Origin of the sequence: Ruminococcus sp. 1001713B170207_170306_F1, assembly GCF_015668065.1 — a bacterium.
Lineage (GTDB): Bacteria > Bacillota > Clostridia > Lachnospirales > Lachnospiraceae > Blautia_A > Blautia_A faecis.
Map to the genome: position 1 here is coordinate 1 of NZ_JADPEX010000020.1, position 24,402 is coordinate 24,402.

The 24,402-nt window shown below is 43.9% G+C and carries 27 protein-coding genes and 3 tRNA genes; 3 read left to right on the forward strand and 27 right to left on the reverse strand.

Going from position 1 to position 24,402, the window contains the following annotated elements:
* Positions 1-102: 102 nt before the first annotated feature.
* The 7 genes from I4V84_RS12435 to I4V84_RS12465 form a co-directional block, all read right to left on the reverse strand.
* Positions 103-993: a prepilin-type N-terminal cleavage/methylation domain-containing protein gene (locus tag I4V84_RS12435; protein ID WP_195992346.1), complete on the reverse strand. Its 891-nt coding sequence runs from the start codon at positions 991-993 to the stop codon at positions 103-105.
* A gap of 38 nt (positions 994-1,031) precedes the next feature.
* Positions 1,032-2,696: a nucleoside kinase gene (locus I4V84_RS12440; protein ID WP_195992347.1), complete on the reverse strand. Its 1,665-nt coding sequence runs from the start codon at positions 2,694-2,696 to the stop codon at positions 1,032-1,034.
* Between the two features lie 141 nt (positions 2,697-2,837).
* Positions 2,838-3,620: a Nif3-like dinuclear metal center hexameric protein gene (locus tag I4V84_RS12445; protein ID WP_195992353.1), complete on the reverse strand. Its 783-nt coding sequence runs from the start codon at positions 3,618-3,620 to the stop codon at positions 2,838-2,840.
* Positions 3,610-4,419, reverse strand: coding sequence for a class I SAM-dependent methyltransferase (locus I4V84_RS12450; RefSeq protein WP_195992355.1), 810 nt, complete (start codon positions 4,417-4,419; stop codon positions 3,610-3,612). Before I4V84_RS12450 ends, I4V84_RS12445 begins: the two co-directional genes overlap by 11 nt.
* 10 nt (positions 4,420-4,429) lie before the next feature.
* A complete protein-coding gene (rpoD, locus tag I4V84_RS12455; protein ID WP_118578714.1) occupies positions 4,430-5,557 on the reverse strand; it encodes an RNA polymerase sigma factor RpoD in 1,128 nt (375 codons plus the stop codon).
* Positions 5,558-5,595: 38 nt separating this feature from the next.
* Complete coding sequence (dnaG, locus tag I4V84_RS12460; RefSeq protein ID WP_195992357.1) at positions 5,596-7,389, reverse strand: DNA primase; 1,794 nt, start codon at positions 7,387-7,389, stop codon at positions 5,596-5,598.
* Positions 7,390-7,489: 100 nt separating this feature from the next.
* Positions 7,490-8,500: a deoxyguanosinetriphosphate triphosphohydrolase gene (locus I4V84_RS12465; RefSeq protein WP_148462392.1), complete on the reverse strand. Its 1,011-nt coding sequence runs from the start codon at positions 8,498-8,500 to the stop codon at positions 7,490-7,492.
* Between the two features lie 211 nt (positions 8,501-8,711).
* On the opposite strand from I4V84_RS12465, the gene I4V84_RS12470 reads away from it, so the two are divergent.
* From I4V84_RS12470 to I4V84_RS12480, 3 genes are all read left to right on the forward strand, one after another.
* Positions 8,712-8,796, forward strand: a tRNA-Leu gene (locus I4V84_RS12470).
* A gap of 66 nt (positions 8,797-8,862) precedes the next feature.
* Positions 8,863-8,947, forward strand: a tRNA-Leu gene (locus tag I4V84_RS12475).
* Positions 8,948-9,017: 70 nt separating this feature from the next.
* Positions 9,018-9,102, forward strand: a tRNA-Leu gene (locus I4V84_RS12480).
* Between the two features lie 358 nt (positions 9,103-9,460).
* On the opposite strand, the gene I4V84_RS12485 is transcribed toward I4V84_RS12480, so the two are convergent.
* The 20 genes from I4V84_RS12485 to I4V84_RS12575 form a co-directional block, all read right to left on the reverse strand.
* Positions 9,461-10,252 (reverse strand): N-acetylmuramoyl-L-alanine amidase, encoded by a 792-nt coding sequence (locus tag I4V84_RS12485; protein ID WP_195992359.1) that lies wholly within the window; start codon positions 10,250-10,252, stop codon positions 9,461-9,463.
* A 31-nt stretch (positions 10,253-10,283) separates the two neighbouring features.
* On the reverse strand, positions 10,284-10,742 hold the full coding sequence (locus I4V84_RS12490) for a phage holin family protein (protein ID WP_148462395.1): 459 nt from the start codon (positions 10,740-10,742) through the stop codon (positions 10,284-10,286).
* 483 nt (positions 10,743-11,225) lie between these two features.
* Positions 11,226-11,480 (reverse strand): hypothetical protein, encoded by a 255-nt coding sequence (locus I4V84_RS12495; RefSeq protein WP_148462396.1) that lies wholly within the window; start codon positions 11,478-11,480, stop codon positions 11,226-11,228.
* Positions 11,481-11,557: 77 nt separating this feature from the next.
* Positions 11,558-11,872: a tyrosine-type recombinase/integrase gene (locus tag I4V84_RS19970; RefSeq protein ID WP_243284091.1), complete on the reverse strand. Its 315-nt coding sequence runs from the start codon at positions 11,870-11,872 to the stop codon at positions 11,558-11,560.
* 34 nt (positions 11,873-11,906) lie between these two features.
* Positions 11,907-12,557, reverse strand: coding sequence for a phage integrase N-terminal SAM-like domain-containing protein (locus I4V84_RS12500; protein WP_243284092.1), 651 nt, complete (start codon positions 12,555-12,557; stop codon positions 11,907-11,909).
* Positions 12,558-12,890: 333 nt separating this feature from the next.
* Complete coding sequence (locus I4V84_RS12505; RefSeq protein WP_195992361.1) at positions 12,891-13,328, reverse strand: hypothetical protein; 438 nt, start codon at positions 13,326-13,328, stop codon at positions 12,891-12,893.
* A gap of 6 nt (positions 13,329-13,334) precedes the next feature.
* The gene (locus I4V84_RS12510; RefSeq protein ID WP_173773403.1) at positions 13,335-13,511 is read right to left on the reverse strand and encodes a hypothetical protein; all 177 of its coding nucleotides are present in this window, start codon (positions 13,509-13,511) and stop codon (positions 13,335-13,337) included.
* A 1-nt stretch (position 13,512) separates the two neighbouring features.
* A complete protein-coding gene (locus I4V84_RS12515; protein WP_148462400.1) occupies positions 13,513-13,782 on the reverse strand; it encodes a hypothetical protein in 270 nt (89 codons plus the stop codon).
* The gene (locus I4V84_RS12520; protein WP_148462402.1) at positions 13,766-14,059 is read right to left on the reverse strand and encodes a PF13754 domain-containing protein; all 294 of its coding nucleotides are present in this window, start codon (positions 14,057-14,059) and stop codon (positions 13,766-13,768) included. The genes I4V84_RS12515 and I4V84_RS12520 overlap by 17 nt, the downstream gene beginning before the upstream one ends.
* 16 nt (positions 14,060-14,075) lie before the next feature.
* Entirely contained in the window at positions 14,076-14,987 is a 912-nt protein-coding gene (locus I4V84_RS12525) for an Ig-like domain-containing protein (RefSeq protein WP_148462404.1), read from the reverse strand.
* A 5-nt stretch (positions 14,988-14,992) separates the two neighbouring features.
* A complete protein-coding gene (locus I4V84_RS12530; RefSeq protein ID WP_173773405.1) occupies positions 14,993-18,556 on the reverse strand; it encodes a hypothetical protein in 3,564 nt (1,187 codons plus the stop codon).
* Positions 18,557-18,560: 4 nt separating this feature from the next.
* The gene (locus I4V84_RS12535) at positions 18,561-18,947 is read right to left on the reverse strand and encodes a hypothetical protein (RefSeq protein WP_148462413.1); all 387 of its coding nucleotides are present in this window, start codon (positions 18,945-18,947) and stop codon (positions 18,561-18,563) included.
* A complete protein-coding gene (locus I4V84_RS12540) occupies positions 18,948-21,953 on the reverse strand; it encodes a hypothetical protein (protein ID WP_195992362.1) in 3,006 nt (1,001 codons plus the stop codon). It lies immediately after the preceding gene.
* A gap of 42 nt (positions 21,954-21,995) precedes the next feature.
* A complete protein-coding gene (locus tag I4V84_RS12545; protein WP_173773407.1) occupies positions 21,996-22,145 on the reverse strand; it encodes a hypothetical protein in 150 nt (49 codons plus the stop codon).
* Positions 22,138-22,464, reverse strand: coding sequence for a Gp15 family bacteriophage protein (locus tag I4V84_RS12550; RefSeq protein WP_148462416.1), 327 nt, complete (start codon positions 22,462-22,464; stop codon positions 22,138-22,140). Before I4V84_RS12550 ends, I4V84_RS12545 begins: the two co-directional genes overlap by 8 nt.
* A 13-nt stretch (positions 22,465-22,477) precedes the next feature.
* Positions 22,478-22,774, reverse strand: coding sequence for a hypothetical protein (locus I4V84_RS12555; protein WP_148462418.1), 297 nt, complete (start codon positions 22,772-22,774; stop codon positions 22,478-22,480).
* 36 nt (positions 22,775-22,810) lie between these two features.
* Positions 22,811-23,290, reverse strand: a complete 480-nt coding sequence (locus I4V84_RS12560; RefSeq protein ID WP_233456039.1) for a hypothetical protein — start codon at positions 23,288-23,290, stop codon at positions 22,811-22,813.
* A complete protein-coding gene (locus tag I4V84_RS12565; RefSeq protein WP_148462420.1) occupies positions 23,280-23,687 on the reverse strand; it encodes a minor capsid protein in 408 nt (135 codons plus the stop codon). Before I4V84_RS12565 ends, I4V84_RS12560 begins: the two co-directional genes overlap by 11 nt.
* Complete coding sequence (locus I4V84_RS12570; protein ID WP_207748668.1) at positions 23,684-24,067, reverse strand: hypothetical protein; 384 nt, start codon at positions 24,065-24,067, stop codon at positions 23,684-23,686. Before I4V84_RS12570 ends, I4V84_RS12565 begins: the two co-directional genes overlap by 4 nt.
* Positions 24,064-24,402 carry a hypothetical protein gene (locus I4V84_RS12575; protein ID WP_148462422.1) on the reverse strand — a complete coding sequence of 113 codons (339 nt, stop codon included), beginning with the start codon at positions 24,400-24,402 and terminating at the stop codon, positions 24,064-24,066. The genes I4V84_RS12570 and I4V84_RS12575 overlap by 4 nt, the downstream gene beginning before the upstream one ends.

Genomic DNA, 24,402 nt, shown 5'->3' on the forward strand with positions numbered 1-24,402 from the left:
ATCAATATAACAAGCCCCAGCAAAAAGCCGGGGCTAATACTTCAATTATTTTAGGACATTTTCAAAAACGCTTGACAGTGTTATTTGAATCGTTGCAAATAATCACTTAGGCAAATCTTTATATACTTCACTGTTAAGCGCATCCTGGTATGCAGCATAAGCATCAGATAAATTATTATATTCCTCCCCTGCCTTAATAATATTCTGATAATCTGCTGGGGCAAGATGATCAGCTATTGCCATATATTTTCCATTCCTGCTGGCAACCTTTGATTTGGAAACATAATATTTTCTATCGCCTGTTTGAATCAGGATGGGTATTTCTGTGTCAGCCGCTATTTCCTTACCTTTTGCATTTATATCTAAGGAAGTCCAGAACAAATATCTTTTTTTTGCATCTTTTACACTTCCCAGATATGCCCATGTGCCAGTCTGTAGCAAACTGTTAGCACCAATTTGAGCTTTAATTTTTGGTACATATTTTTGCGAATCAGTTCCTGAATCAAATTCAAAACTCGAATTATCCTTTACCAGTTCCAGACAGCCACTATCTTTTAATACATCAAAGAAATTCTCACTCATATTATAGCTATTTGACGCTGATGACCCAGCCCCGCTCCACACAAATTTGGTTCCCGTTTTCTGGTCAAACGAAACCTTACAGGTTCCACCTGCTCCTGGTTTTCCAATCCAGTTATCCGTATCGCCTTCCTTTACTGAATGGCTGATTCCCCCAATTGTAATTACATCCGATGACTGCCAGTCATACTGTTTCTGTTTCAGATCGACAGTAACCACTTTATCATAGATTCCCATGTTTGCCTCAGTCAGCACCTTCGCATAAGCAGCGCGTACATTTGCAAGGTCTGCTGCTTCCCTGCTTTTTTCCAACTGACTTCCGAAAACAGGTATTGCAACAGCCACCAGCACCGCAATAATTGCAACCACGATCAAAAGCTCAGCCAATGTAAAGCCTTTGCGATTTATTTTCATAAAATACTCCTCAACTTCTTACAAGCACATCTGCATCATCAGGTGTTAAAACAGCTTCCCCCTATAAATTCTCTTAACAGGGAATTATTAGGCACTTCCTCGCTTGGCACAGCTACAAAATAATCAAAAAATTTCAGCAACCTGTTTGCCTCCAGATATTCCGGCTCCTCTTTGGAAATTCCGAAGAGAAGAGGCTCTGCATACACCTTCAGACATGCCAGTTCATAGATCAGTGCCGAGTTAAACATAACATCCGCTTCTTCCTGGTATGGAAAAATATTTTTCTCCTCGCCGCGTCTTACAGAGGGCCATCTTGCAATGGTCTCGCTGGCTGAGGTTCCTCTTGTTCTTGCATCCCGGACGATTCTGCGGATCAGTCTGCCGTCTGTGGTAGGAATCCGGTTGTGTTCATCAATGTTCAGCTGGGTGAGGGCACTGATATAGATTTTGAACTTGCTCTCCTTCGGAAGCGCATAGCTTAATTTGTCATTCAGACCGTGAATTCCCTCAATAACAAGGATATCTTCCTTCCCCAGCTGGAGAAAATCGCCTTTATATTCTCTCTGCCCGGTCTTGAAGTTGAACACCGGAAGTTCTATTCTCTCTCCATTAAGAAGTGCCAGCATATCTTTGTTGAACTGCTCCACATCAATGGCTTCCAGACACTCGTAATCCTTTTCCCCGAATTCATCCAGCGGTGTATGCTCTCTGTTTACAAAATAATTATCCACAGCAATAGGATGCGGCTTCATTCCGTGCGCCGCCAGCTGAATGGACAGCCTGTGGGAAAAGGTAGTCTTGCCGGAGGAGGACGGACCGGCGATCATGACAAACTTCTTGTTTCCTGCCTCCACGATCTGCTCTGCAATTCTGGCAATTCCAGACTCCTGGATTGCCTCCTGCATAAGAAGGATCTTCTGTATCCCCTGGGAAACGATCTGATCATTCAACTCACCTACTGTGGAGATTTCCAACCTTCTGCCCCACTCTTCTGAATCCTTCTGCACCTGGAAGATCTTCTCCTGAGGCCGGAATTCCGGGAGCATATCCGGAGCCTTAGCATCCGGCAGAATCAGCACAAAGCCTTCATCATACAGCTTCAGGTCAAAATATGGCACATAGCCGGTATCGTAAGCCATTGCCCCGTAAAAATAGTCCTCGAAATTCTCTATGCTGTAAATATTCACCCTGGAAACCCTGCGATAGCGGAACAGCTTCTCTTTATCATACATTCTGTGATGATGAAAAAGTGCAATTGCTTCATCCGTTCCTACACTTCGTTTCTTCACCGGGATTTTCTGCTTCACCAGCTCAGTCATCCGCTTCTTTACCTGGTCAAGAAATGCCTGATCCAGTTTCTGTTCTCCTTCCATGGTAAAGTAAAAACCGCTTCCTACAGAATAATGAAGCACCACTTTATCTACTTTTTCTTTGCCTGCAAGATCGTAAATTGCCTTTAAAAGTACCAGACATGCCGTTCGCTTATAGGTTTTATTTCCAATGCTGTCTTTTGTGGTGACCAGCTGAACTTCACCGTCCCGTTCTGCTTTTTTATGAAGCTCACAGATCTTGCCTCCTGCAATTACAAGAATAACAGGGGCCGGGCTGGTCTTTTCGTACGCTTTTACAACTTCTTTATAGGTAATTCCCATGGGAAACTCTCTGGTTTCCCCATTGATCGTAAGTTTCACTGTATGATCCATAAAATCTCCTTTTCTGATCTGAAAGATCAATTAGGCTAAACATAAATCACATTTTCCAAAACCAGACAATGTTATTCTGACAACTCATTTTATCTCCGGGCGGGCGAACACCATCACGCCCATCCACACCAGGTCTTAACCTTATAATATCGTATACGGGCTTCTCACCTTTGCACAGCTGACTGTAAGCTCCGGAAACGCTTTTGCCAGTCTTTCCCTCATATCTTCCATAAAAATATATTCCGTACCGTAATGACCTGCGTCAATGATTGCAAGTCCCTGGGCAACGGTGTCAATTCCGGTATGATGGTCAATATCACCTGTCACATATACATCCGCCCCGGCTGCAAGCACATCCTGAATCATGCTTTTACCAGAGCCGGTACATACGGCAGCCGTTTTCACAGTCTGTTCCAGATTTCCGTACACTTTCACATCCGAAAGCTTCAGGTTCTTTTTTACAAGAAGGGCGTACTCCTTTAAAGTCATCTCACAAGGCAGATTTCCCACACGCCCAAAGCCAATGGGCTCTCCGTCTTTTTCCCCGGTGGCACAAAGTACCTTCGTATCTGACAGTTCCAGATATCCGGCACTTAAATCTGCCATTCCCAGAATATCATAGTTGGTGTGCATCGCATAATAAGATATTCCATGGCGCACCAGACTGATAATTTTCCGTCCTGTAAAGCTATGATTGTTAATCTTCTTAATACCGGAAAAGATCATAGGATGATGGGTAACGATCATGTCAGCGCCAGCCTGGATAGCCTCGTCTAACACCGCTTCGGTAAGATCAAGGGCAAGAAAGACATGTTTTACCTCACTCTCGTCATCTCCTGTAAGAAGTCCCACATTATCCCAGTCCTCTGCAACTGCTGCCGGAAAATTTCCTCCCAGCCATTCTGTCAGTTCCTTAACCTTCATATTCTGCCAGCGCAGCAGCGATCAGCTGCGCCTCCTCCTTTACTTCCAAAATGCGGGCAGTAACTGCCTCTGCCTTCGGTGCCGTTTCCAATTGGTCCAGAATCTGGGAGCGGATCCGGGATTCCCGCTGAAGATAATGGTAAAGCACCTGGTTCTTTTCCTGAAGAAGATATTTGCCAAAGGCTTCCTCCAAGGTGTAAGCAGCTGGATTTTCCGGCATTTCTGCCCATTCATCAGCATGTAGGTTCTCAGAAGAAGCAGCTTTCACAGACGTATTTTTTTGGAAAGAATCCACGTTAAGTTTCAAACTGCTGTGAACATTTTCCCCAGGCACCACCCGCATCATGGGATAAAATTTCCCATCCTCTTCCACCATTTTCTCTTCTGTGATCTCCCAGCCTTCAGACTGGATAAATCTGCGAAAATGGGGAATGTCGGACTGTGGCTGTAAAATCAGCTCAGAGAAAGAATTTCTCACAGACCTGCCATCTGTGAGAATCCTTTCCATAAGGGGACCGCCCATACCTGCGATCACAAGGGTGTCACCCTCTCCGGCTTTCAAGCCTTCAAGTCCGTCTGAGAGCCGGGTCTGTATGTATTCCTCCAGTCCATACTGCCGGATATGTTCCTGTGCCCTGGAAAGGGGTCCTTTTCGCACATCCATTGCAATGGCGGATGGAATTTTTTTCTGCTGTATCAGGTATACCGGCAGATATCCATGATCGCATCCCACATCTACCAGCCGGTTTCCTTCTGTCACCAGGTCTGCGATTGCAGACAGTCGTAAGGATAACTGCATAGTCCACTCCTTAATCCAGATAATCCTTCAGCTTGCGGCTGCGGCTTGGATGACGGAGCTTACGAAGAGCCTTTGCCTCAATCTGACGGATACGCTCTCTGGTAACATTGAATTCCTTGCCAACTTCCTCAAGCGTTCTTGCACGTCCATCATCAAGTCCGAAACGAAGGCGGAGAACCTTCTGTTCTCTCTCAGTAAGAGTGCCAAGAACCTCCACCAGCTGTTCCTTCAAAAGAGTAAATGCTGCTGCATCAGCCGGAACCGGAACATTGTCATCCTGAATGAAATCTCCAAGATGGCTGTCCTCCTCTTCACCAATAGGGGTCTCCAGAGAAACCGGCTCCTGGGAAATCTTCAGGATCTCACGCACACGGTCTACCGGCATGTCCATCTCTTCCGCGATTTCCTCCGGAGTAGGTTCACGTCCAAGCTCCTGGAGTAACTGTCTGGAAACGCGGATCAGCTTGTTGATCGTCTCAACCATATGAACCGGAATACGAATAGTACGCGCCTGGTCTGCAATGGCTCTTGTGATAGCCTGACGGATCCACCAGGTAGCATAGGTACTGAATTTGTAACCCTTTCGGTAATCAAATTTTTCGACAGCCTTGATAAGACCAAGGTTACCTTCCTGAATTAGATCCAGAAAAAGCATTCCGCGTCCTACATAACGCTTTGCAATGCTGACAACAAGACGAAGGTTGGCTTCTGCCAGACGCTTCTTGGCATTTTCGTCGCCCTGTTCCATTTTCTTTGCAAGCTCGATTTCTTCTTCTGCTGAAAGAAGCGGAACTTTACCAATTTCTTTCAGATACATACGAACCGGATCCTCAATGCTCACACCTTCCGGAACAGAAAGATCGATCTTGTCCAGCTCTACTTCTTCCTCATCGTCCAGACCATCAATATCCATGTCATCGTCCAGCATAAGGTCATCTGCACTGTTCTCTGTGATACGCAGCACATCTACCCCACTTGCTTCAAGGAAATCGAAGATCTTGTCCATCTGTTCCGCATCCAGTGGCTGGTCTTTGAAATAATCACTGATTTCCTGATATTCCAGTACGTTTTTCTTCTTTTTTGCAAGCTCCAGAAGTCCCACCAGTTTCTCACTGAATTTGCCCATATTCATTTCCATAGGTACTCTAACCTCCATATAGTGTTAATATTTTATCCTTATTCAAAAGAAATATGCAATTGCTGCCTTTTTCTTCCAAGCTCCTCCAGATCCTTCTTGGCCTTTACAAGCTCCTGTAAAGCCCCCATATCTGCAGGATCCCAGTTTTTATTTTTCTCCGCCAGACTCTCCTGTTTAATGCGGATCAAAGCATCGGAAAATGCTCTCTGCTGTTCCTCCTTTGTCTCAAGGTGGATCGTGGCATTAAAGAGAGAGGCCACCTCTTTCTGCTCTTCACTGTCTGTAAAAGCATTCAGAAGTCTGGCCGGATTCACATCTCCCTCTTCGTGCTGCTTCCAGAGCATTTCTGCCACCTCTTTATAAAGAGGAACTACAAAATCTGAAGGGGAAAGATATTTCTCCACAGTATCAAAAATTGCCGGATAGGTAACCAGCCAGGTAAGCATCAGCTTCTGGGATTTATCTGCCGCGCTCTCCTTTTTTCTCATTGGAGAGCCGCCGGATTTTGGCTGGATACGCTTCTCTGCAGGCGTACCCTTCAGAGCAAGGGTGTTTACACGCTTCCGAAGGTCTTCCACACTGATTCCATATCTGCGGTATTCTTTTACAATTGCTTCAATATACAGATTCCGCTCCAGTTCATCAGAAAGTTCCAGAAGATACTGGGCACACCGCTCAAAAAACCGGTTCTGTCCCTGTGGCTCATCCATAGGAAAATCACCGGAAGCAATACTTACCCGGAACATAAAGCTGTCCGTAGCTGCCTCCAGCCTTTTCTCAAAAGCCTCTGCACCTTCTGCTTTGATAAATTCATCAGGGTCCTTGTGAGGCCGTAAATTCACCACTCTGGAATTCACGCCGGCTTCCCGTAGAATGGGAATGGCTCGCAAGGCGGCTTTTACACCAGCTTCATCACTATCGTAAAGAAGAAGCACTTCCTGTGTATACCTCTTCACCAGACTGGCATGTCCGGATGTAAGCGCCGTTCCCAGAGAAGCCACTGCATTGGTAAATCCCGCCTGGTGCATGGAGATTACATCCATGTAGCCCTCGCACAGGATCAGGTAATTTTTCCTGGTGGTTCTGGCTATATTCAATCCGTACAGATTACGGCTCTTGTCAAAAATACGGGTCTCTGGCGAATTCAGGTACTTGGGCTTGCCGTCTCCCATCACTCGCCCGCCAAATCCAATCACCCTGTTATTGACATCCATGATTGGAAAAATAACACGATTCCAGAATTTGTCATACATGCCCTGGCGTTCATCCACATTGAAAAGGCCGGATTCCCGAAGAAGTTCATCACTGTAATTCTGGGATTTCAGATATTTATACAGGTCATCACTGTACTTGTCTGAATACCCCAGACCGAATTTCCTGATCGTCTCTTCGCTGAGACCTCTGCCTGTAAGATAATCGTGGGCATTTTTTCCACCTTCACGGCGCAGCTGGTAATAAAAATACTGAGCCGCTTTCTTATTGATTTCAAGCAAGGTTGCGCGCTTCTCCGCTTTTGCCCTTGCCTCCTTGGAATATTCGATCTTGGGAAGTTCCACGCCGGCACGCTCTGCCAGATGGGAAAGTGCTTCTCCAAATGAATAATTCTCATATTGCATTACAAAATTGTATACATTTCCTCCAGCTCCGCAGCCGAAGCAGTAATACATCTGCTTGGACGGCGTTACGGAAAAGGAAGGGGTCTTCTCATTATGAAAAGGACACAGACCAAAATAGGAGCTTCCTCTTCTGGTCAGTCTTACATACTGGGATATCACGTCTACAATATCATTTTTCATTCGCACTTCTTCAATGATATCGTCGGAATAGCGCATGCTTATCCTCCTTTGATTTGATATGCCGCATATCCAAGAAAATGCGACATCTTTCGCGTAAATAAATATTATATCTCATTGCAAGAGTTTTGTCCACGTTCTAATAAACCTCCCAGGCTCTTGGTATGAAAATCTCCTTGAATTTCTTCATGGAATACTGATCCGTCATTCCTGACAGCCAGTCACATACCGCCCGGTCTTTGGGAACTCCCTTTTTCTCAATAAGAGCAACGTACTCCCTGGACATTGCTTCCGGGTGATCTATGTAATAGGCGTATAATTCTGTCAGCATTTTGATTGCCTTGGATTCCTCACGCTTCGCAATGGGATTCAGATATACTTTCTGGAACATCTCTGATCGAAGATCCATGAGTGCCTGCTCTACAGGAGCAGACATCTGAATGGAAGGCTGGTCAATGCTGTGCTCAATCACATCATGTACAAAGGTATTCAGCCTTTCTCTTGTGGTCTGTCCAAGAAACTCCCTGAGACTGGCAGAAATATCATTCTCTGTAATGATCCCAGCTCTCTGGGCATCGTCCATATCATGATGAACATAGGCAATCTTATCAGAAAAGCGGACTACCTGTCCCTCCAAAGTGGACGGATGACCGCTGGTACGGTGATTCAGGATTCCGTCTCTTGTCTCCCAGGTAAGATTCAGTCCGTCTCCATTCTTCTCCAGTACTTCCACCACGCGGACGCTCTGACGGTAGTGGGCAAAGCCCTCAGGATGAACGGTATTAAGTGCGGTCTCTCCTGAATGTCCGAAAGGCGTGTGACCAAGGTCGTGTCCCAGTGCAATTGCTTCCACAAGATCCTCATTCAGGCGAAGTGCCTTGGCTATAGTACGTGCGATCTGGGATACCTCCAGAGTGTGCGTCAGCCGATTCCTGTAATGATCTCCTTCCGGAGCCAGAAAAACCTGAGTCTTATCTTTCATCCTGCGAAAAGCCTTGCTGTGCAGGATCCTGTCCCGGTCTCTCTGGTAAACCGTCCGGACGTCACACTCTTCTTCCTCCCGGTCTCTTCCTCTGGAACGTCCACTGTATGCGGCATAAGGACTCAGCAGTTCCAGTTCTCTTTCTTCCATGCTTTCTCTGATATTCATATATCTTCTATCCTCCAAAGACTGACAGGTACGCCGATAATCTTCCTCCTATTAATTATATTCTACACAAAATTTCAAATTCCTCTTTTTTTCAAAAAAAACTTGAAAATTTTTAATTTTTTTTAAAAAATGTGTTGACAATCATATACCCCTTTGTTATACTAATATCCGTCGCAGCGAGAAAGAAATCTTTCTCCGAGAAACGCGATATGCGGAAGTGTCGGAACTGGCAGACGAGCAAGACTAAGGATCTTGTGAGCATTGCGCTCGTGTGGGTTCAAGTCCCATCTTCCGCATGACTATTTAATAGTCACAATTTCATATTTTATCGCGCAGAGGTTTTTCCTCTATGAATGCGATATGCGGAAGTGTCGGAACTGGCAGACGAGCAAGACTAAGGATCTTGTAAGCATTGCGCTTGTGTGGGTTCAAGTCCCATCTTCCGCATGTACTACGTAAGTAGTTACAATTTAATATCTGATCGCGTAGAGATTTTTATCTCTGTGGAATGCGATATGCGGAAGTGTCGGAACTGGCAGACGAGCAAGACTAAGGATCTTGTAAGCATTGCGCTTGTGTGGGTTCAAGTCCCATCTTCCGCATTTTTTTATTTTATCAAGAAGTGTCAAAAGCCTGCAAAGCGCCTGTTTTGCGGGCTTTTTTGGACTCCGAATGTTCAGGAGGTAGATAAAGTGTGTCAAAACTCTGCCCCTTTTTTGCCCCTCGAGGGGCAGAGATTTTGCCCCTTAAGGGGCAGGATTCTTGCCCCTCACATTTTCCAGAAAAAATAAAGCAAGATTTATAATATAAGAAGAAAAGCCTTTACTCTCCTGAGGGGCAACTCGCGGGATTGTAAGGGCTTTTCTTATCTAAGGGAAATCTCATGTTCAGTTTTACTGTACCAGATTCTACCTCATCTGTCGAGCTTTATCGTGCGAGATAGTACGACAGCATTCGACATCACAAACTCTTCACCAGGACTGTGAAGCCTGCTGTCTTCAGCTTCTTTACCACCTTATTGGCAGCCTTCTTTGTTCTGTAGGTGCCGACCTGGACGCGGTATGGGACGGAGCCGGTTACTTTGCGGATACTTGCTGAAAATCCCTTTTTCTTAAGTACTTTAACCATCACGTCTGCATTTTCTTTTGTCCCATAGGCTCCAGCCTGGATGTAATACTTTGCTTTCGGTTGCGCCGGCGCAATTGTGATCGTTTTTCCCAGAATGCCCTCTGCAATCAGCTTGCCATGAGCGTCCATGCCAAGTTTTTTCGCTTTGGCATAATCGTCCTTGTTATCACAGAAGAAAGATTCTACCAGGACAGCTTTTGCCTTGGTCTTTCTGGTCCAGTACAAACCTGGACGTTCTTCAGCTCCTCTGTCATGCCAGACAGTGCCAAGCTTCGCGCTGATCCGCTGGGCTTCCGGAAGTCCATTTGCATTGTAACAGTATGCTTCACAGCCATATGCCTCTCCATTAAATGCATTCAGATGAAGCTGGACAGACAAATCATAATTCTGTTTATGCTCTTCTTCAATGAAATACTTGATTTCATCATTCAGGGAATGTAGCTGCCCTTCCGGAGCAATGCACAAGGTTGCCTCATGTCCCGCTGCCTTAAGCCATTTACACACATAGGGCGCCAGTTCCTTGTTGTACTTGTATTCGTTCACACCACCCTTGCTGGTGCCATCTGCAGATGAGATGATGCCACCGCCATAGTTCGCGTGTCCTACACAGATAAAATATTTCATGTTGAAATTCTCCTTTCAAAAAAGAGGGCGATCACTCGCCCTCGTCAATATCTTCCCCATCTTTATTGATTGCCTTGTCGGCTACTTCCAGTCCTTTGATCAGGATCTTCGGGACGTCCACTCCCATCTCCACCAGATTCTCACAAATAGACCTGATCTCATTTACCAACAGGGATGCCAGTACAAAGAAGCCAAGTAATGTTGTGATTCCCAGATCAACGCCGAGCGTCTTTCCAATCTCTACAAACACTGCAGATGCTCCAAAGGCTACCGCAATCATGATCCAGTAAGCCAGTTTTTTCAGGACTCCCTTCCAGCCGGCCTTGGAGTTTTCTTTATGCGCCAGTCTAGATTTCATCCAGCCCGTAATCCAGTCAGCAACATTAAATGCCAGGAACAAAGCAAACAGAATCCAGTGCTCTCCAAAGATATAGCTCAATACAGCAACAGCTGCGCCAACAATGGCATTATACGTATCAATCACCTTCATAATTATGTGTTCTCCTTCTTATTATATTATTTTATGGTATAAAAATAAGACCGGTTACGCGGTCTCGCCCTGGGTTCGTTCATTTATTTTTCCTTTCTTTGCTTGTGTATTAGTGTCATGTCAGTATTCGAAGCTTCGGACGCTCAAATGGCATTAATAATCAGCAAAACACGAATTTAGGTCAAAGAGTTCAGGTAGTACATTACTTTTCTGGAACATATAATAGTACGAGCTTTGTAGGACCGAAATTATCGGAAATGGGAATAACAGGAAAAAAGTTATGTACATACCCGGCAATAATAGCAACTGTAAATACAAATGTAGGAAACTTTTATGTTGAGAGTGCTATTCGTAATTCAGATGATCAAATTACTGTTATATTCAATAGAGCGTATAGTGGTAGTTTTATTTTAGCATTATCTTTTTTAATTGAGAATGCCTAATAAAGTAATACAATGTAGCTGTATCTTTTGCCCCAAATTATTATGCAGTAAGTAATAAAAAGTTAACCCTGGCAATAGTAATTTGATTTGAAAAAATCACTTTTAAAGAAGTTCCTGAAAGACTTGCAACGAGTATTGCAGTTCCGGCATCTTGACATGTTGCTATAACATAAGTATATCCACTAGGGATATCGGAAAAAGTTACAGTTGATGTGGCTGCTCCATTATAAATAGCCGTTCCAAAATACATTTTTTGTGTTGGAATCTTCGTGTTTTGCTGATTTCTAACACCCAAAACTTTCTCCTAATGATTCTATCAGCGGGCATAGCTTTAACTCCGGAGTTCTCCCCGGAGTGGTTTTCTCTATCTCTTTATGCTGAATATTTATTGTATAACGCTCTCACATTACTCTGACTGATGTAACAATATACTTGGGTAGTCTTCAAATCAGCATGTCCCAGAACTGCTGCCACATCTTGTATATTCGCTCCCCGATCAAGAAGGTTGGTCGCTAAAGTCCTCCTGTATCTATGAGGATGTACATTTGTAACATTAGCACTTTCCCCAAGCTTCTTTAGTGTTCTTTCAATTCCTGCTTTCGACAATCTCTTATAGGGTGTCCTTACACTAGCAAACAGGCATGGATCCGTATCTGTCCGTGTATTCAGATAATCCTGCAGATGCATTAATGCTACTGGTGTAAGGTAAATCGTCCTCTCTTTATTTCCTTTTCCCCAGGACTACTGCATCCTGTGTCTGAAAATTTATATCGTTTCGGTTGAGCCTTACCACTTCTGATACCCTGCAGCCAGAAGCATAAAGGAATTCTATCAGCGCCAGATCCCGAAGTGTTGTACAGGCCCGTTTTAGTCGCTCCATTTCTGGTGCGGTATAGGGCTTTTTCACTACCTTCGTATACTTAATCTGGGACAGTGCTGCACATGGGTTTCTTCCGATCATGCCCTCGGCAGAGAGCCAGGAAAAGAAACTGCTGAAACATCGGCGGATTCCGTCCAAGGTACGATTGCTTACCTTCCGGCGCTCCTTGTATGCGGCCAGGTAGTATCTGAGATCGTAGGTAGTAATCTCATGCAGTGGCTTACATAGAGTGTGTAGCATCATGTAACACGCATCGTAATAACGCCGAATTGTGGATTCTGCCTTTCCTTCTACTCGCTTGGTCGCTATATATTTTGCCAGCATACTGTCTGGAGCGTTGTCCACTACAGTTAGTTCTGTGCTTCTCTCTTGCACTTCGTAACTGTTCAATTGAATACAGAGTGCATCCTGTACTGCCTGGAGTTGCTGATCATCTAATAGAGATTGCACCGCCAGCAATACATTATTAATAATCGTATTTCGTATATCCATAACCTTATTCCTCCTTCTGCTTTATTGTAGCATCCGGAGGAAAGAAGGTCGCAAAACACGAAGATAATCCAAAAACAATATACTATTAAAGGTACTGGTATTAGTTATTATTATATTGCACCACCACAAGATAATATGAAATGTATATCTGTATCAAATGCCAATTGGAGTTCATGTAATGTACTTGTTAAAGGCATTAGTATGTCTGGCGCAAGTGCGATTATATTTACTGAACGTAATATCTCGTCATCAGAAAAACTTACAATCAATTCCTTTTGGATGGAAAGTTAGTATCATTTTTTAGCATACCATTTTACAATATATAAATTCCTTTTATGCAATATTCCAAGGTCTATAGTTATCTCCATTATGCGCTGTAAAGTGGCGAACGTTATTATCAATATCCCACACTTCTATAGTAGAATAACCTGAATATAATTTGCAAACAGTTATTGATTGCCTATTACTTGTGCATGGATTTGATAAATTAGGATAGTCTGATTTCCATGCAGCAAATTTTATTCCAGTACCATCAGCTAATTTAGTAAGTATCTGATCCCATGTTGCAGATGCTGTTAATCCAATTTGAGATAAGGAACTGTAGAATTTAAAATTCGTGTTTAGTGCATTAATCCCTAACGCCTCTTTCAACTGCGCTATAGTAATCTTCTGAGTTGTAGAGCCGTTCTCCAATACCACGATATCCGTATCCGATACTTTGGTAGCTGCAGGGAGAGCTGATATTAGTGTACTTTGTATAGATTCAGACATTTTTCATCAATCCTTTCTTGGAATTTTTTCAATTACTTTATTATTCTTTGTCATCAGGTACTTGCCATCTTTGGTGACCAATGCGTATACTTTGTCAATGATCTTCACTGAAAGGACAAAGCTTGCCCCTGCATTAACGGGGTTCGGTGTCATCCTCACATCACTGATTAATATGTTTGCCATATCACTTCACCGCCACTTCTACTTCTGCAATCAACTTTTCGTCCAGTATTTCATACACGACCAGAAGCTTGTACATGCCTTTCTTTTTGGGCTGTATGAGGGTGTCCAGAATGTGTTCCTGGATTTCCGGATGTCCGGTATCCTCTGGTTCCTTCGCACCCCGGTAATACAGCTCATAGGAGGCTGCCGTGATCAGAAAATTTTCATTTTTACAGGAGCAGACTCGCAATCTCACATGCTTCTGTTCTCCAAGCTCAAACGGTACAGTCATTACACCCACAACCTCCCATCAATTCTACATAGTATTCAGATTCCAACAGTTCCTCATAATATGGACATGGCTCAATATGTACACATAAAGATGCCAGATCTATTGTAATGATATATTTTGCTGTATATCCTACATTTCCAGCTTCATCAATGGCTGTCAGATCTACCACAAAAGCACCATCAAGGCTTGCGGGGACGATGGCTTCCCATCTGTCCCCTTGTGTCCTTGCGAATGAGATAGTGTTTCCATTGATAGTACCCCTTAATGCTACTACCATGTTTCCACCACCTTTATCAGTCAGTAACCTCTACAGAGATTACAACGGTTTTTTCAGTATCAACCGGGTTCGGTGTTAATGTTACGGACTTGATGACAGGAGCCTTAGTGTCCAGTTTCACAGTTCTGGTTACTGTGGTACTCTTTCCGGCACTATCAGTAGCAACTACGGTGATGGTGTTTGTTCCCTCAACAAGAGTAATTGTTTTAGACCAGGAACCATTAGAAGCAACAGTTGCCGCCTCTGCATTGCCGTTGTTAAGTTTTACTGTAACAGATACCGGACTGGAAGTAAGATCATTGGTAGTACCCTGAACGTTACAAGCTGCCTGATTTGTTACAAATCCATCTGCTGGAGAGGTAACGGAAAGTGTCGGTGGTACGGTATCGATCTTGAAGGTCACGCTCTTCTGGGATGCAGCGTTTCCATCATAATCAGATGCATCTACCTTGATCGTATGACTGCCATCGGCAAGAGCCGTACCAGGGGTATAAGTACATTTATAGCCACCGGAAATAGCAGTCTTAGAAATACTATCCCCTGTGATCTTGCTTCCAGAATCAATGGTAACGCCAATAGTTGACGGATTCACACCGGAATCGTCATCAGTCACAGTCCAGGTGATGCTTGGTTTATTGTTTGTAATCAGTGCACTGGCTGTAGGATATATGATTGCAAGGACTGGCGCCACTCTTTCCTTAACCCGTAACTGCAGGGAACTTCCAAGGGTGGAGTGGCTGGCATCCGCTGTGGAAGTATTGTTTGCATCATCTGTGGCCCTGACTGTCACATCGTAATAATGTCCGGACTGAGAGTAACTTGACTTACCAGGCGCTGTAATAGTCGCCTCATATCTTCCAGTAGAACTGTTATAGCTTAAATTCACTGTCTGGCCATTAACAATAGCCTGTACTGTTTTTACACTCATTTTTTTCATTCCTTTCGTGAAATATTGTTGATAAGTTCTTTTAACTGCTCTACCTCTGCTGATAAAGCATCAATTTTAGAAAGTAATATCTGGTTATCTGACTGCAATGCCAGAACCTTCTCATGGTCGTTTTTCAGCATGGCAAACATGCATGGGATCATAATGCGGTAATTCCAGTTTTCAGCTTTACCTTTTTCATTATGGTCAACAGCTAATGGAAATCTGCGGTCAATGTCTTCCGCCAGGAACATTGGCATTTCTTTACCATACCGCTCATCATGCTCAGACAGATAATCATCCTTGTATTTCGCCCAGATAACCTTAATCCGGTAAAGTTCTTCTAACTCTTCCTCTTGAACCGTTTTTCCAATGGTCTTATAGCGCATAGATGAGCTGGCCACATAACCAACGGAATAGTTATTCATATTTAATGCCAGGGTATTTGCAGAAGAGGTAGAACCCAAACCATATATATTAAGTTCCCCGGATCCGTCATAAAATTCTGTTCCATCGTCAGCTTTCGTAGTCCTTCTCTGGGTATATATACTTAACCCATACTTCACCATCGGAGTCCGCCCGTTAGCAGATAACACGGCATCTCCGCCGAATACGATCCGGCCATCCTTATAAAGACGGATACTACCGTCATCTGACTCTAAATAATCGGAAATGATCTTCCAGCCGGCAATTGCGCCAGTTCCGGCAGTTACAGTCCCGGAAAACTCGCCCTGGTTAAAATGCACGCCTGTGTTGTTAATATATCCGATCTCGTTCCCGGATGCATCCAAGATAGACAGCAGGCCGTTTCCATTATTTGCACCGCCAAGCTTCACGGTACCGCCCTGGGCGAAATCAAAGGATATGTAAAGCTCCCCATTTATCATGGTAACGCTCTTGATCGTACCGTTTTTACTCAGCTTGTTAAAAATATCCTCCTGTGTCTGCCCCTTGACTGCATTGCTTGCCTTTTTTTCCGCTATTGAAGTAGCAACAGTGGAAGCGATATCATCAACAGTCTTCCCTTGGATGGAAAAGCTGCTGACCTTCATCTCAACATTTCCATCCTCATCAATATATAGGGTAACGGATCCATCCTTGTTCACAACCTTCAGCTTCTTAGCATCCACCTGGTCACCGGTTACATGCAACGATCTGATATAGGTTGCATTGATGTATAACTGGTTGCCTTCCTTATAGATACCTTTGATCCTGCCATCGTCTGTAAGCAGGTTAAAAATATCCTCATGCGTCAAAGCTGCCATATCTACCACCAGGGGAATGCTCAGCCTATCAATCAGTTGGGTGGTGCCGCCTGCAGCATACAGAGATACCCTCAGCTCCACAAAATCCCTTGGCACTGCCAGGAACTTCCCACTCCTTGTAGTCAGCAGCTTTCCATTTAGGGCAGCGATAGCCGAATACAGCAGATGGGTTACCTCTGCCTCGTCTGTGGATGATGTGTAGACTGTTTTCCAGGTGTTCCCGTCTGTCGTCTCCTCGATTACAAAACGTCCTGCATAAGGCGGTCTTCCGCCAGTCCCGCTTCTATATCCGGAAAAAGTAATACTGTCCGGATACAAAAGTCCGTCAGCCCCACGCTTTATGACGGTATTGGAGCTTTTCAAGTAGTACATTTCCCCTGGATCACCATCCGCACCGTCTTTTCCCGCATAGTTCTTGGAAAGATTAAATTTCTTAGACACCGAGACGCTTGACAGATAGGTGGCGCGGATCGTCACCCAGCCTTTGTCCGCAGTGAGCCCAGTCACCGTATAGGTCCGTGAATTTTTATCCCAGTTTCCGGTCACACCGGAGGAAGTGGTAACCGTGTAGGTACAATCCTTGGAAATATCGTTCGAGCCATACATAACGGTAGCTGTGGTCGTGATCCCAGTGGGGAAGGTCTTATAGTTTCCGTCCGAATCGACCGGGATCCCCTGGTAATCATCAGACAAGAGCATGGTCATGTTCTTATTATCACTCAGAACTTCCGAAATAGTCTTGTCCCCAATGTGGACGCTATCCGGATTCATAGAAACAGACTTCTTGTCAATGTCAGCTTCAAAAATGACATTTCCATCATCGTCCATGATTTCAATTCGTCCAGTCTTCAGCCAGTTCGCGTTAATCCCCACTGCATCAAGGATTTTCGTAATGGTAGTGCCATCCACCAGGGCGCCAACATTCCAGGTATTTCCGCCATCCGTGGACATTCCCCACCCTTCCCGGTTCAGTTTGATCACAACCCGGGATTCTTCCAAAGTGGGCTTATCACACAGATATAAAATACTGCTGCCATCCTCCTGCTTCACAGAAACCGGGAAAAGTCCCTGCGTCTCGTCCATTGCTTTCTTCAGATCATCAAAGGCTTTGTCTATTTCCGTTTTTTGTTTCGACCAGACTGCCCTTAAATCTTTGTAAACTTTTGTTTCTTCACTAAATCTGGTTGCCGATCTTTTGGTCGGCGTCTCGGCTCCACAAAACAGTGTCTGATCTGCATTCGCAGTATACGTTACTCCAGTGAAAACAGTTTTATAATAATTGCCCTTCAGGTCCACAATTAATCCAACATCACCAGCTTCCCTAACTGGATCACTCTGGCAATTGATGGATAATGGCCTAAAACGCAAGCCGTTGATTTTTTCTCCCAAGTATAAAGCTACAGTTTCACCATTCCCCTGAACCAATTTGTTTCCACTAATCTCCAGGGCATATTCTCCTGTTCCACATAACGAGGAGTTTTCTCTTCCCCCTTCGTTCTCCTCGTTTACTTTTATTCCGGTAATCACAACGTCATCTGTTGACAATAGGCTGCCATTTTTCCATTCTGTTATCTGGATAAGCCTGCTATTGTCAACATCGATCTTATTGCTATTTCCTGGAACTACTATTATTCCTTCCTTTATCCAGGAAGCTTCCAACAGGTCTGTATCGTACCATCTGAGGGACAAAGTTCCATCCGCATTGATTCTGCTGAATTTACATGCAATCTGTCCAACAAAGCATAAAATGTCTCTAAAATTCAGACTGTCCTCATTCGGCCTTCTGTTAACAACATACCCACTATTATCAAAATTAGCCGAATCTCCTGACAGGCGCACCCCACAGCAGCTGCAAGCATCTTGTACGATTTGTCCCAAGGTAGCCGGATAAGACAATTTACTCAACGAATATGGCTTGTCAAATCTAATCATATTGTCATATGCTTTTACGGCTATAACAGATCCAGTGTCTTCACCAGGTTCCGCAGTATAAATTCCCCTATCCAGCCACTCTGTTGTCCCATCCGGGAGTTCTAAGCCTATAATTGCTTTTATCGTAGCTCCGTCAAAATCCACGCCAGTAAATTTGCCATCGATATTACTCAGTTTTATATTCAATTGCTTGGCAATGGCGGAGCCAAGGTCAAAGCTGTTCTGCCCAGACGTATTATCCAAAATCTGAAATAAAAGCAGTTCCATATCCTCTACCGTTTTGGAACTGCCATCCTGAAACTGAATTTCTACTCTATGATGTAATATTCTATTTTTCTTGATTGCCTCTTTATAGACATTTGATGCGTTAATCATTCTGCTACCTCTGAATAATATCTACAGATACCGACTTATACCAATATTCCCCGTCTCCAATGTCTCCCAGGTGTTCCTTACTCAGTGTTCCCCGATATGATTCTATCGTGATGTCTACACCGCAATCATGGAAAGAAAAAGGGAAATATCCGGCAACAAGCGTGTTCTTTATCAGTTTTACAGATCCTTCTGTAAGAAATCCCCACTTGATTGATAAATTTTTCTTTTCAGCAATTACATCTCCAACCATACGTCCTGAAAGAGTTCGTCCTGTATCAGATGTCCAGATCAGTTCGTCGTTCACGCTTAACGACACAGGAGCCGGGAGTACTACGCTCCCGGACCACAGGATTTTCTTTTTGCTGGAACCATCAGTAAAAACATCAGCCATTTATCTCACCTCCACCGTATTATATCTGGTGTCGTTTGCTGCCAGCGCATTTCTGACAGCCGTTGCAACCTGATTGGAATCCATATAGAAACCTAGCTCAGAAAGTGCCGCTACAATCCTCATAACCGCACGGTTAATAATGCTTTCCAATTCTTCCCGGGAAATATTTCCACCTGCCATGGAAGCTGCCTTTAACGCCATCTCCTGAAGCTTGTCCTCTGGAGAAACAATCTCCCCTTGGTGCCGATTATCACCAATCATCGCAAGCTGAGGCGTGTTGGCTTTTACAAAACCACCGTTAGCAAGCATTGGAATTGTTCCTATAGTTGGAATATTAAATCCATTAAAACCCCACCAGGAACCTCCAATTCCGGGAATCCAATCCGGGACTGTGATTTTAAAACGAATATTATTCACTTTGTTAATAAGGCCATTTACAAGTCCCAAAACACTGTTAAATCCACCAATAATAGCATTGATGGGTGTTTTGGCAATATCTGCTAAGCCATTAAACACACCAACAAAAATATCATTGATTCCATTCCAGGCTTTTTCCCAGTCCCCAGAAAACACACCAGAGATAAATTCGTTGAATCCCTCAAAAACTTTACGGATATCTCTGATAGTATCCTGTCCGCTTTTAAAAAATCCGTTTAGCACGCCTCCCAAGACTCCAAAATGTTTTGACCAGTCTGTTGCAAATACATTTTCAATAAAATCGTCTAATGGCTTAAATACATTATCCTGTAAAAACTTAAAAACGGAACTTGCAATCTGCTTAAAGCCATCCAGAATTTCATTTAATCCCTGGAAACATTTTGAAAAGTCACCGGAAAAAGCTCCCGTACAGAAATCAATAAATCCACCTAATACTTTTGTTATTCCGCTTATCACATCTCCCGCTACCGCAAGTAAATTCAGAAATAAATCGCCTACCCCTTGTAATATTGGACCGATAACCGGCATGATGTTTTCGATTACCCATTCAATCAATGGCTGAAGCAGCGTTTCCCAGAGTGTCTGAAGATTTTCAAATACTTTTCCAACCAGAATAATAATTCCATCCAATGCTGGCTGAATGTGTTCCTGCCATACTAGCGAAAATTTCTCTGCCAGATAATCCAGTACAGGAGAAATATATGTGTTCCATCCATCCAGGAAAATTCCTAAGATACTGGAAATCCCCTCAGCTACCGAAGTTATAAATGGACTGACATAGGTAGCGTACACTTCTGATATCTTGGAGAATGTATCAACAACCGACTGGTGCAAGGTATCAAGAACAATTTGGATTGGTACAAGAAGCCCTTCGATTGTCTCTTTAATCTTCTGTGTATTTTCCACAACGGGAGTGACTACAATAGTTTCAATATCCTTTATAAACTGAGCCCCAACATTTATCGCTCCCAGGAATCCATCTGCAAATATTCCAATAATATCTGCAGTAATTCCCTGTCCTTCTGGTCCTGCAAAGATAGAAAATATGTCTGCAAAAGCTGTCCAAAAATCTCCTGTAAGCAGCGCAATGTCTGAAGTAATATTAAAAAGAGAAACTAATTTTTCACGTATATAAGAACTGTTTTTAGCAAGGTATTGAGCAAATCCCCCTATCAGGTTTGCCCCGATTGTCAACCCAACACTTGTCATTGCCCCATTGATTTTCCCAAAGGAAAGCGCAATGGCATTGGCGCATCCATCTGCCGCAGTTATTACGGAAGTGTCTGTAAAAATCTCTTTCAGATTTTTTCCAATATCTTTAATTCCTGCAGTAATGGTATTTATTCTTTTTTGGGAATCTCCAAACCCTATTTTGAACCCTTTTTTGAATATTGCAGCCAATTCTTTACTTCGTTTTAATAAGGCAGACATTTTCTTATCTGTCTTATCAATTACAGTCTCACCTTGTGTCAAATTTCCGAAATCAACACCAGTTCCACTGACTCCTGTTCCGCTTCCGGTGGATGGAGTTGAACTGTCGGTGTCTGTCTGGCTGTCCAGCTTATTAATCTGGTCGAAGCCCATGAGGGTGCGCATTTTCTCAGCTGCTTTCTTGGCGGATTTGGCAACGCCATTATTAGCACTGGAAAGATTATCTGCTGAACTGGCTGCATCGTCCATTCCTGCACTTGCGCCTGCTGCCGCACTTCCAATAGCTGAAATCTGTCCAGAAGCACTGTTGCTGGATTTCTGACCGGTAATCAGCTCCGTAAACGATTTAAAGGCGTTTGCCAGAGTAATCAGCTTTCCAATTACCGTGTTGATCACTCTGATAACCGGAGTGAAAATATTTATCAGTCCCTGGCCAATTGTAGCCTTCAGGGAGTCAAACTGCAGAGTAAGGATCCTTACCTGGTTTGCCCAGGATCCTGAGGTCCTTGCAAAGTCCCCTTGGGCTGCTGCCAACTGGTTTTGTACGAAGGAATACCTTAACGCTACCTTTTCGGCTTCTGACATCTTCGCCGTTGTCTTCCCGAAACCGTTCGCCAAAGCATAACTGTCAAGGGCGGTCTGAGTCATGACTACGCCAAGATCTTTTAAAGATTCCGTTTCGCCTGTGAAAACGGATTTCAGCTTGGTGTAAGCTTCATCCTGTGACAGATTATAGAAAGACGCCACATCACCTGCCAGCTTGGTAAGGCTGGAGCCCATGTTATAAGCCTGTTCCTCGGAAAATCCAAAGGCTTTCGCCATTGCCCCGAAGGTACCGGTGAACTGCTTTGCCATGGTCTCAGAAAGTCCAAAGCTCTGGGCTGCACTTTTGGCAAATTTATCAACCTGTGTGGTCATGTTCGGGAATGTAACGTCTACAACATTCTGAACCTCTGCCAGATCTGAGCCAAGCTCCAGGCACGACTTTCCAAAATCTATCAGCTTTTTAACGCCAAACGCTGCTGCAAGAGTTGCACCGGCTTTCTTTGCCAGAGATTCAATGCCACGCATCTGCGACTGAAACCGATTCTGATTAACGACCAGGTCAAGCCCGATCTGCCCAACACTTGTTGCCATATATGCCACCTTCCTCTATCATGAGGACATCGACACATGGCACTACTTGTCCTGGTTAATCTTTATTTCAAATTCTTTTTTACAATGGCGCCCCTGGCACCGGATGAAAACGCCCCGGCATTTGGCATCCGGGGTGTACTGTATCTTCTGTTCGTGTCCGCAGAAGGGGCATTTTACCTTGTTTTTATCCATTCGCTCCTCCTGCCATATCAATAAATGCCTGTTTCATGACCTCCAGGAATTTATCTCTGTCTTCCTCTGAAACCTTCATAGCTTGTTTATTTCTCCATTCGCGGCGGATCCGGCGCTGTTCCGGGGTGAAATGCTTCAAGATCTCTTCATCCTCTTCTGCTCGGATTGCTACGATCCTGCCAAGGGCTGTATCCGGGCCTATTCCGGATAGAAGATCCGAAAACTCGTCCCAGGGCATCCCTGCTGGAATTTCCTTAGAAAGACGTAACCCGTACTGTGATTGAAACGATGATACGATCAGATCAAAATCATCTATCAGATCATAGTACGGGTTACTGCTCTCCCTGGTCTTCTTCTCCCTGGATCAGTTCCATTGCGGTCTGGATAACGATCATAAGATCTTTGAATGGCAGACGCATTTTTTTAATCTCATTACGGTCTTTTTCGCTGAACAGTTTTTCATAGGCCGCAACTGTCGTTTCTGTATCAGAAGAGCCTTCTTTAAACAATCCCATGATTTCAAGCATAGTGCCCGCATCTGCATTTACTATGAATTTTCTGCCCTTGATAATCAGGGCAGGATTTTTATCAAAGCTTAATTTCTCTGTAATATCAATACATTTTGCCATTTGTTTTCTCCTTTTTCTTGCTAAAAGCCGTATTTACTATGCGGCTGGTGTAATCTCCGGTTTTCCATTGCTCATGATATCGAATTCAAGAGGTGCTACAGCTGTGGAATCTCCGGATCCAACATTCTTCACATTGATAACTGATTTTGTAAACTTCACAACAGTACCATCCGGGAAAGTCCACTGCGTATCAGCTTCCGCATTTCTTCCGTTCTTCCATGCCAGTCCTGCAACAAAATCATTTCCGGCATCCCCGACATTACGTTTTGCAGTTACTGAAATTGTAATACTCTTGGATGTCATTAAACGTCTGGTCCATCCTTCTGTGTCAAATGGGTTCCACTCTTCCACTCCATTGTCAAAAGATACGGAAAAGGTTACACAGTCTGCAATATTTTTCAGTGAAGCAGTGCCGCCTGATGCTGTGTCTATCTGGAACTGGTTCTCGTAGCATGGATATACGCCAGACTTGGAACCTGCGAACAGCTGAAGGTTCATCACAATTTTATTCTTCATCCTTATTTCCTTTCTTTTCAAAAATCACAGCCAGTTCTATAACCATCTCATAGATACCGGAATCATCTACGCCTATATCCTGAAGATCATAGACTGGCAGGACAAATTTAATAGTTTCATGGTTTACAGTTGCATTTCTGGTGGCTCTGACAGCTTCAAATAAGGCTTTTCCGGCTTTTTCGGTCTCGCGCTGGGATTTATTCCAGTGTACTAGTAAAGTGACGTATTTCGTGCCATAGGATTCCAGCTGAGGGCCTCCGATTGCCACCTTGTATTCGTGCTGGTGTTTACTGTTATAAACCCCAACTATTTTTTCCGGTTTATCCGGAATTGGACCAATATACACAGCCCCCTGTGTGAGTGTCTCAATATAATCTCTGATATCCGATAACGTCATAAACCAGCCAGCCTCCTGTAGTTTTCTTTGAATGCTTCCACTGCAAGGTCAGCATTTTTCCCACCTGGAAGCCAGTCTTCATACCATTTGCCTTTTGCATTCGGGTTTTTATCCTTCTTAAAATGAAATTCTGGATGGAAATACAGGCGTCTTGCATATGGTGTACTGGATATGATACTTACTTTTCCGTGACTGCTTTCAGAGGTATCTACAAAAGTACTCTCATTCTGCAAAGCACCGGTATCTCTTGGAAACACCTGTGCCTGCTCAACTTCTGTATGTAAATCTTCTGCAGTCTGCTCCAGGGCTGCCACCTGTGCCCGTGTCAGCTGATTGATCTTCGGAAAGTTAAGTTTAACAGTCGAATTGACCTTGATCATATCAGAAGCACCTCCGTGTAATTTATGGTACCGTCCGGATTTCTGGCTTTCCTGGCTTCCTGGATCTTTCTCTTGACACCAAATATGGTTGCTGTACCGCCAGATATTACCGGAAGCTCTGGGCAGATATCTCCCGGGAATAATACGGATCCGGTAATCTGAACCATTTTCTTGTCAGCTGTGAAGATCGTCTTTGCTTTGTCCTGGTAATTGCATTTCCCGGAATATTCAAAACATGGAAGAGGTTCCCCATATTTATTCCGTCCTTCCTGCTCCATCACTAAGCTGATATCCGTCCTGCAAAGCCTTTTGGGTACTAAACATGGATATTTCAT

Coding starts and splice junctions, on each gene's coding strand:
- I4V84_RS12435 (WP_195992346.1), bottom strand. CDS start 993: ATGAAAATAAATCGCAAAGGCTTTACATTGGCTGAGCTTTTGATCGTG.
- I4V84_RS12440 (WP_195992347.1), bottom strand. CDS start 2,696: ATGGATCATACAGTGAAACTTACGATCAATGGGGAAACCAGAGAGTTT.
- I4V84_RS12445 (WP_195992353.1), bottom strand. CDS start 3,620: ATGAAGGTTAAGGAACTGACAGAATGGCTGGGAGGAAATTTTCCGGCA.
- I4V84_RS12450 (WP_195992355.1), bottom strand. CDS start 4,419: ATGCAGTTATCCTTACGACTGTCTGCAATCGCAGACCTGGTGACAGAA.
- rpoD (WP_118578714.1), bottom strand. CDS start 5,557: ATGGAAATGAATATGGGCAAATTCAGTGAGAAACTGGTGGGACTTCTG.
- dnaG (WP_195992357.1), bottom strand. CDS start 7,389: ATGCGCTATTCCGACGATATCATTGAAGAAGTGCGAATGAAAAATGAT.
- I4V84_RS12465 (WP_148462392.1), bottom strand. CDS start 8,500: ATGAATATCAGAGAAAGCATGGAAGAAAGAGAACTGGAACTGCTGAGT.
- I4V84_RS12485 (WP_195992359.1), bottom strand. CDS start 10,252: ATGAAATATTTTATCTGTGTAGGACACGCGAACTATGGCGGTGGCATC.
- I4V84_RS12490 (WP_148462395.1), bottom strand. CDS start 10,742: ATGAAGGTGATTGATACGTATAATGCCATTGTTGGCGCAGCTGTTGCT.
- I4V84_RS19970 (WP_243284091.1), bottom strand. CDS start 11,872: ATGCATCTGCAGGATTATCTGAATACACGGACAGATACGGATCCATGC.
- I4V84_RS12500 (WP_243284092.1), bottom strand. CDS start 12,557: ATGGATATACGAAATACGATTATTAATAATGTATTGCTGGCGGTGCAA.
- I4V84_RS12505 (WP_195992361.1), bottom strand. CDS start 13,328: ATGTCTGAATCTATACAAAGTACACTAATATCAGCTCTCCCTGCAGCT.
- I4V84_RS12510 (WP_173773403.1), bottom strand. CDS start 13,511: ATGGCAAACATATTAATCAGTGATGTGAGGATGACACCGAACCCCGTT.
- I4V84_RS12515 (WP_148462400.1), bottom strand. CDS start 13,782: ATGACTGTACCGTTTGAGCTTGGAGAACAGAAGCATGTGAGATTGCGA.
- I4V84_RS12520 (WP_148462402.1), bottom strand. CDS start 14,059: ATGGTAGTAGCATTAAGGGGTACTATCAATGGAAACACTATCTCATTC.
- I4V84_RS12525 (WP_148462404.1), bottom strand. CDS start 14,987: ATGAGTGTAAAAACAGTACAGGCTATTGTTAATGGCCAGACAGTGAAT.
- I4V84_RS12530 (WP_173773405.1), bottom strand. CDS start 18,556: ATGATTAACGCATCAAATGTCTATAAAGAGGCAATCAAGAAAAATAGA.
- I4V84_RS12535 (WP_148462413.1), bottom strand. CDS start 18,947: ATGGCTGATGTTTTTACTGATGGTTCCAGCAAAAAGAAAATCCTGTGG.
- I4V84_RS12540 (WP_195992362.1), bottom strand. CDS start 21,953: ATGGCAACAAGTGTTGGGCAGATCGGGCTTGACCTGGTCGTTAATCAG.
- I4V84_RS12545 (WP_173773407.1), bottom strand. CDS start 22,145: ATGGATAAAAACAAGGTAAAATGCCCCTTCTGCGGACACGAACAGAAG.
- I4V84_RS12555 (WP_148462418.1), bottom strand. CDS start 22,774: ATGGCAAAATGTATTGATATTACAGAGAAATTAAGCTTTGATAAAAAT.
- I4V84_RS12560 (WP_233456039.1), bottom strand. CDS start 23,290: ATGAAGAATAAAATTGTGATGAACCTTCAGCTGTTCGCAGGTTCCAAG.
- I4V84_RS12565 (WP_148462420.1), bottom strand. CDS start 23,687: ATGACGTTATCGGATATCAGAGATTATATTGAGACACTCACACAGGGG.
- I4V84_RS12570 (WP_207748668.1), bottom strand. CDS start 24,067: ATGATCAAGGTCAATTCGACTGTTAAACTTAACTTTCCGAAGATCAAT.
- I4V84_RS12575 (WP_148462422.1), bottom strand. CDS start 24,402: ATGAAATATCCATGTTTAGTACCCAAAAGGCTTTGCAGGACGGATATC.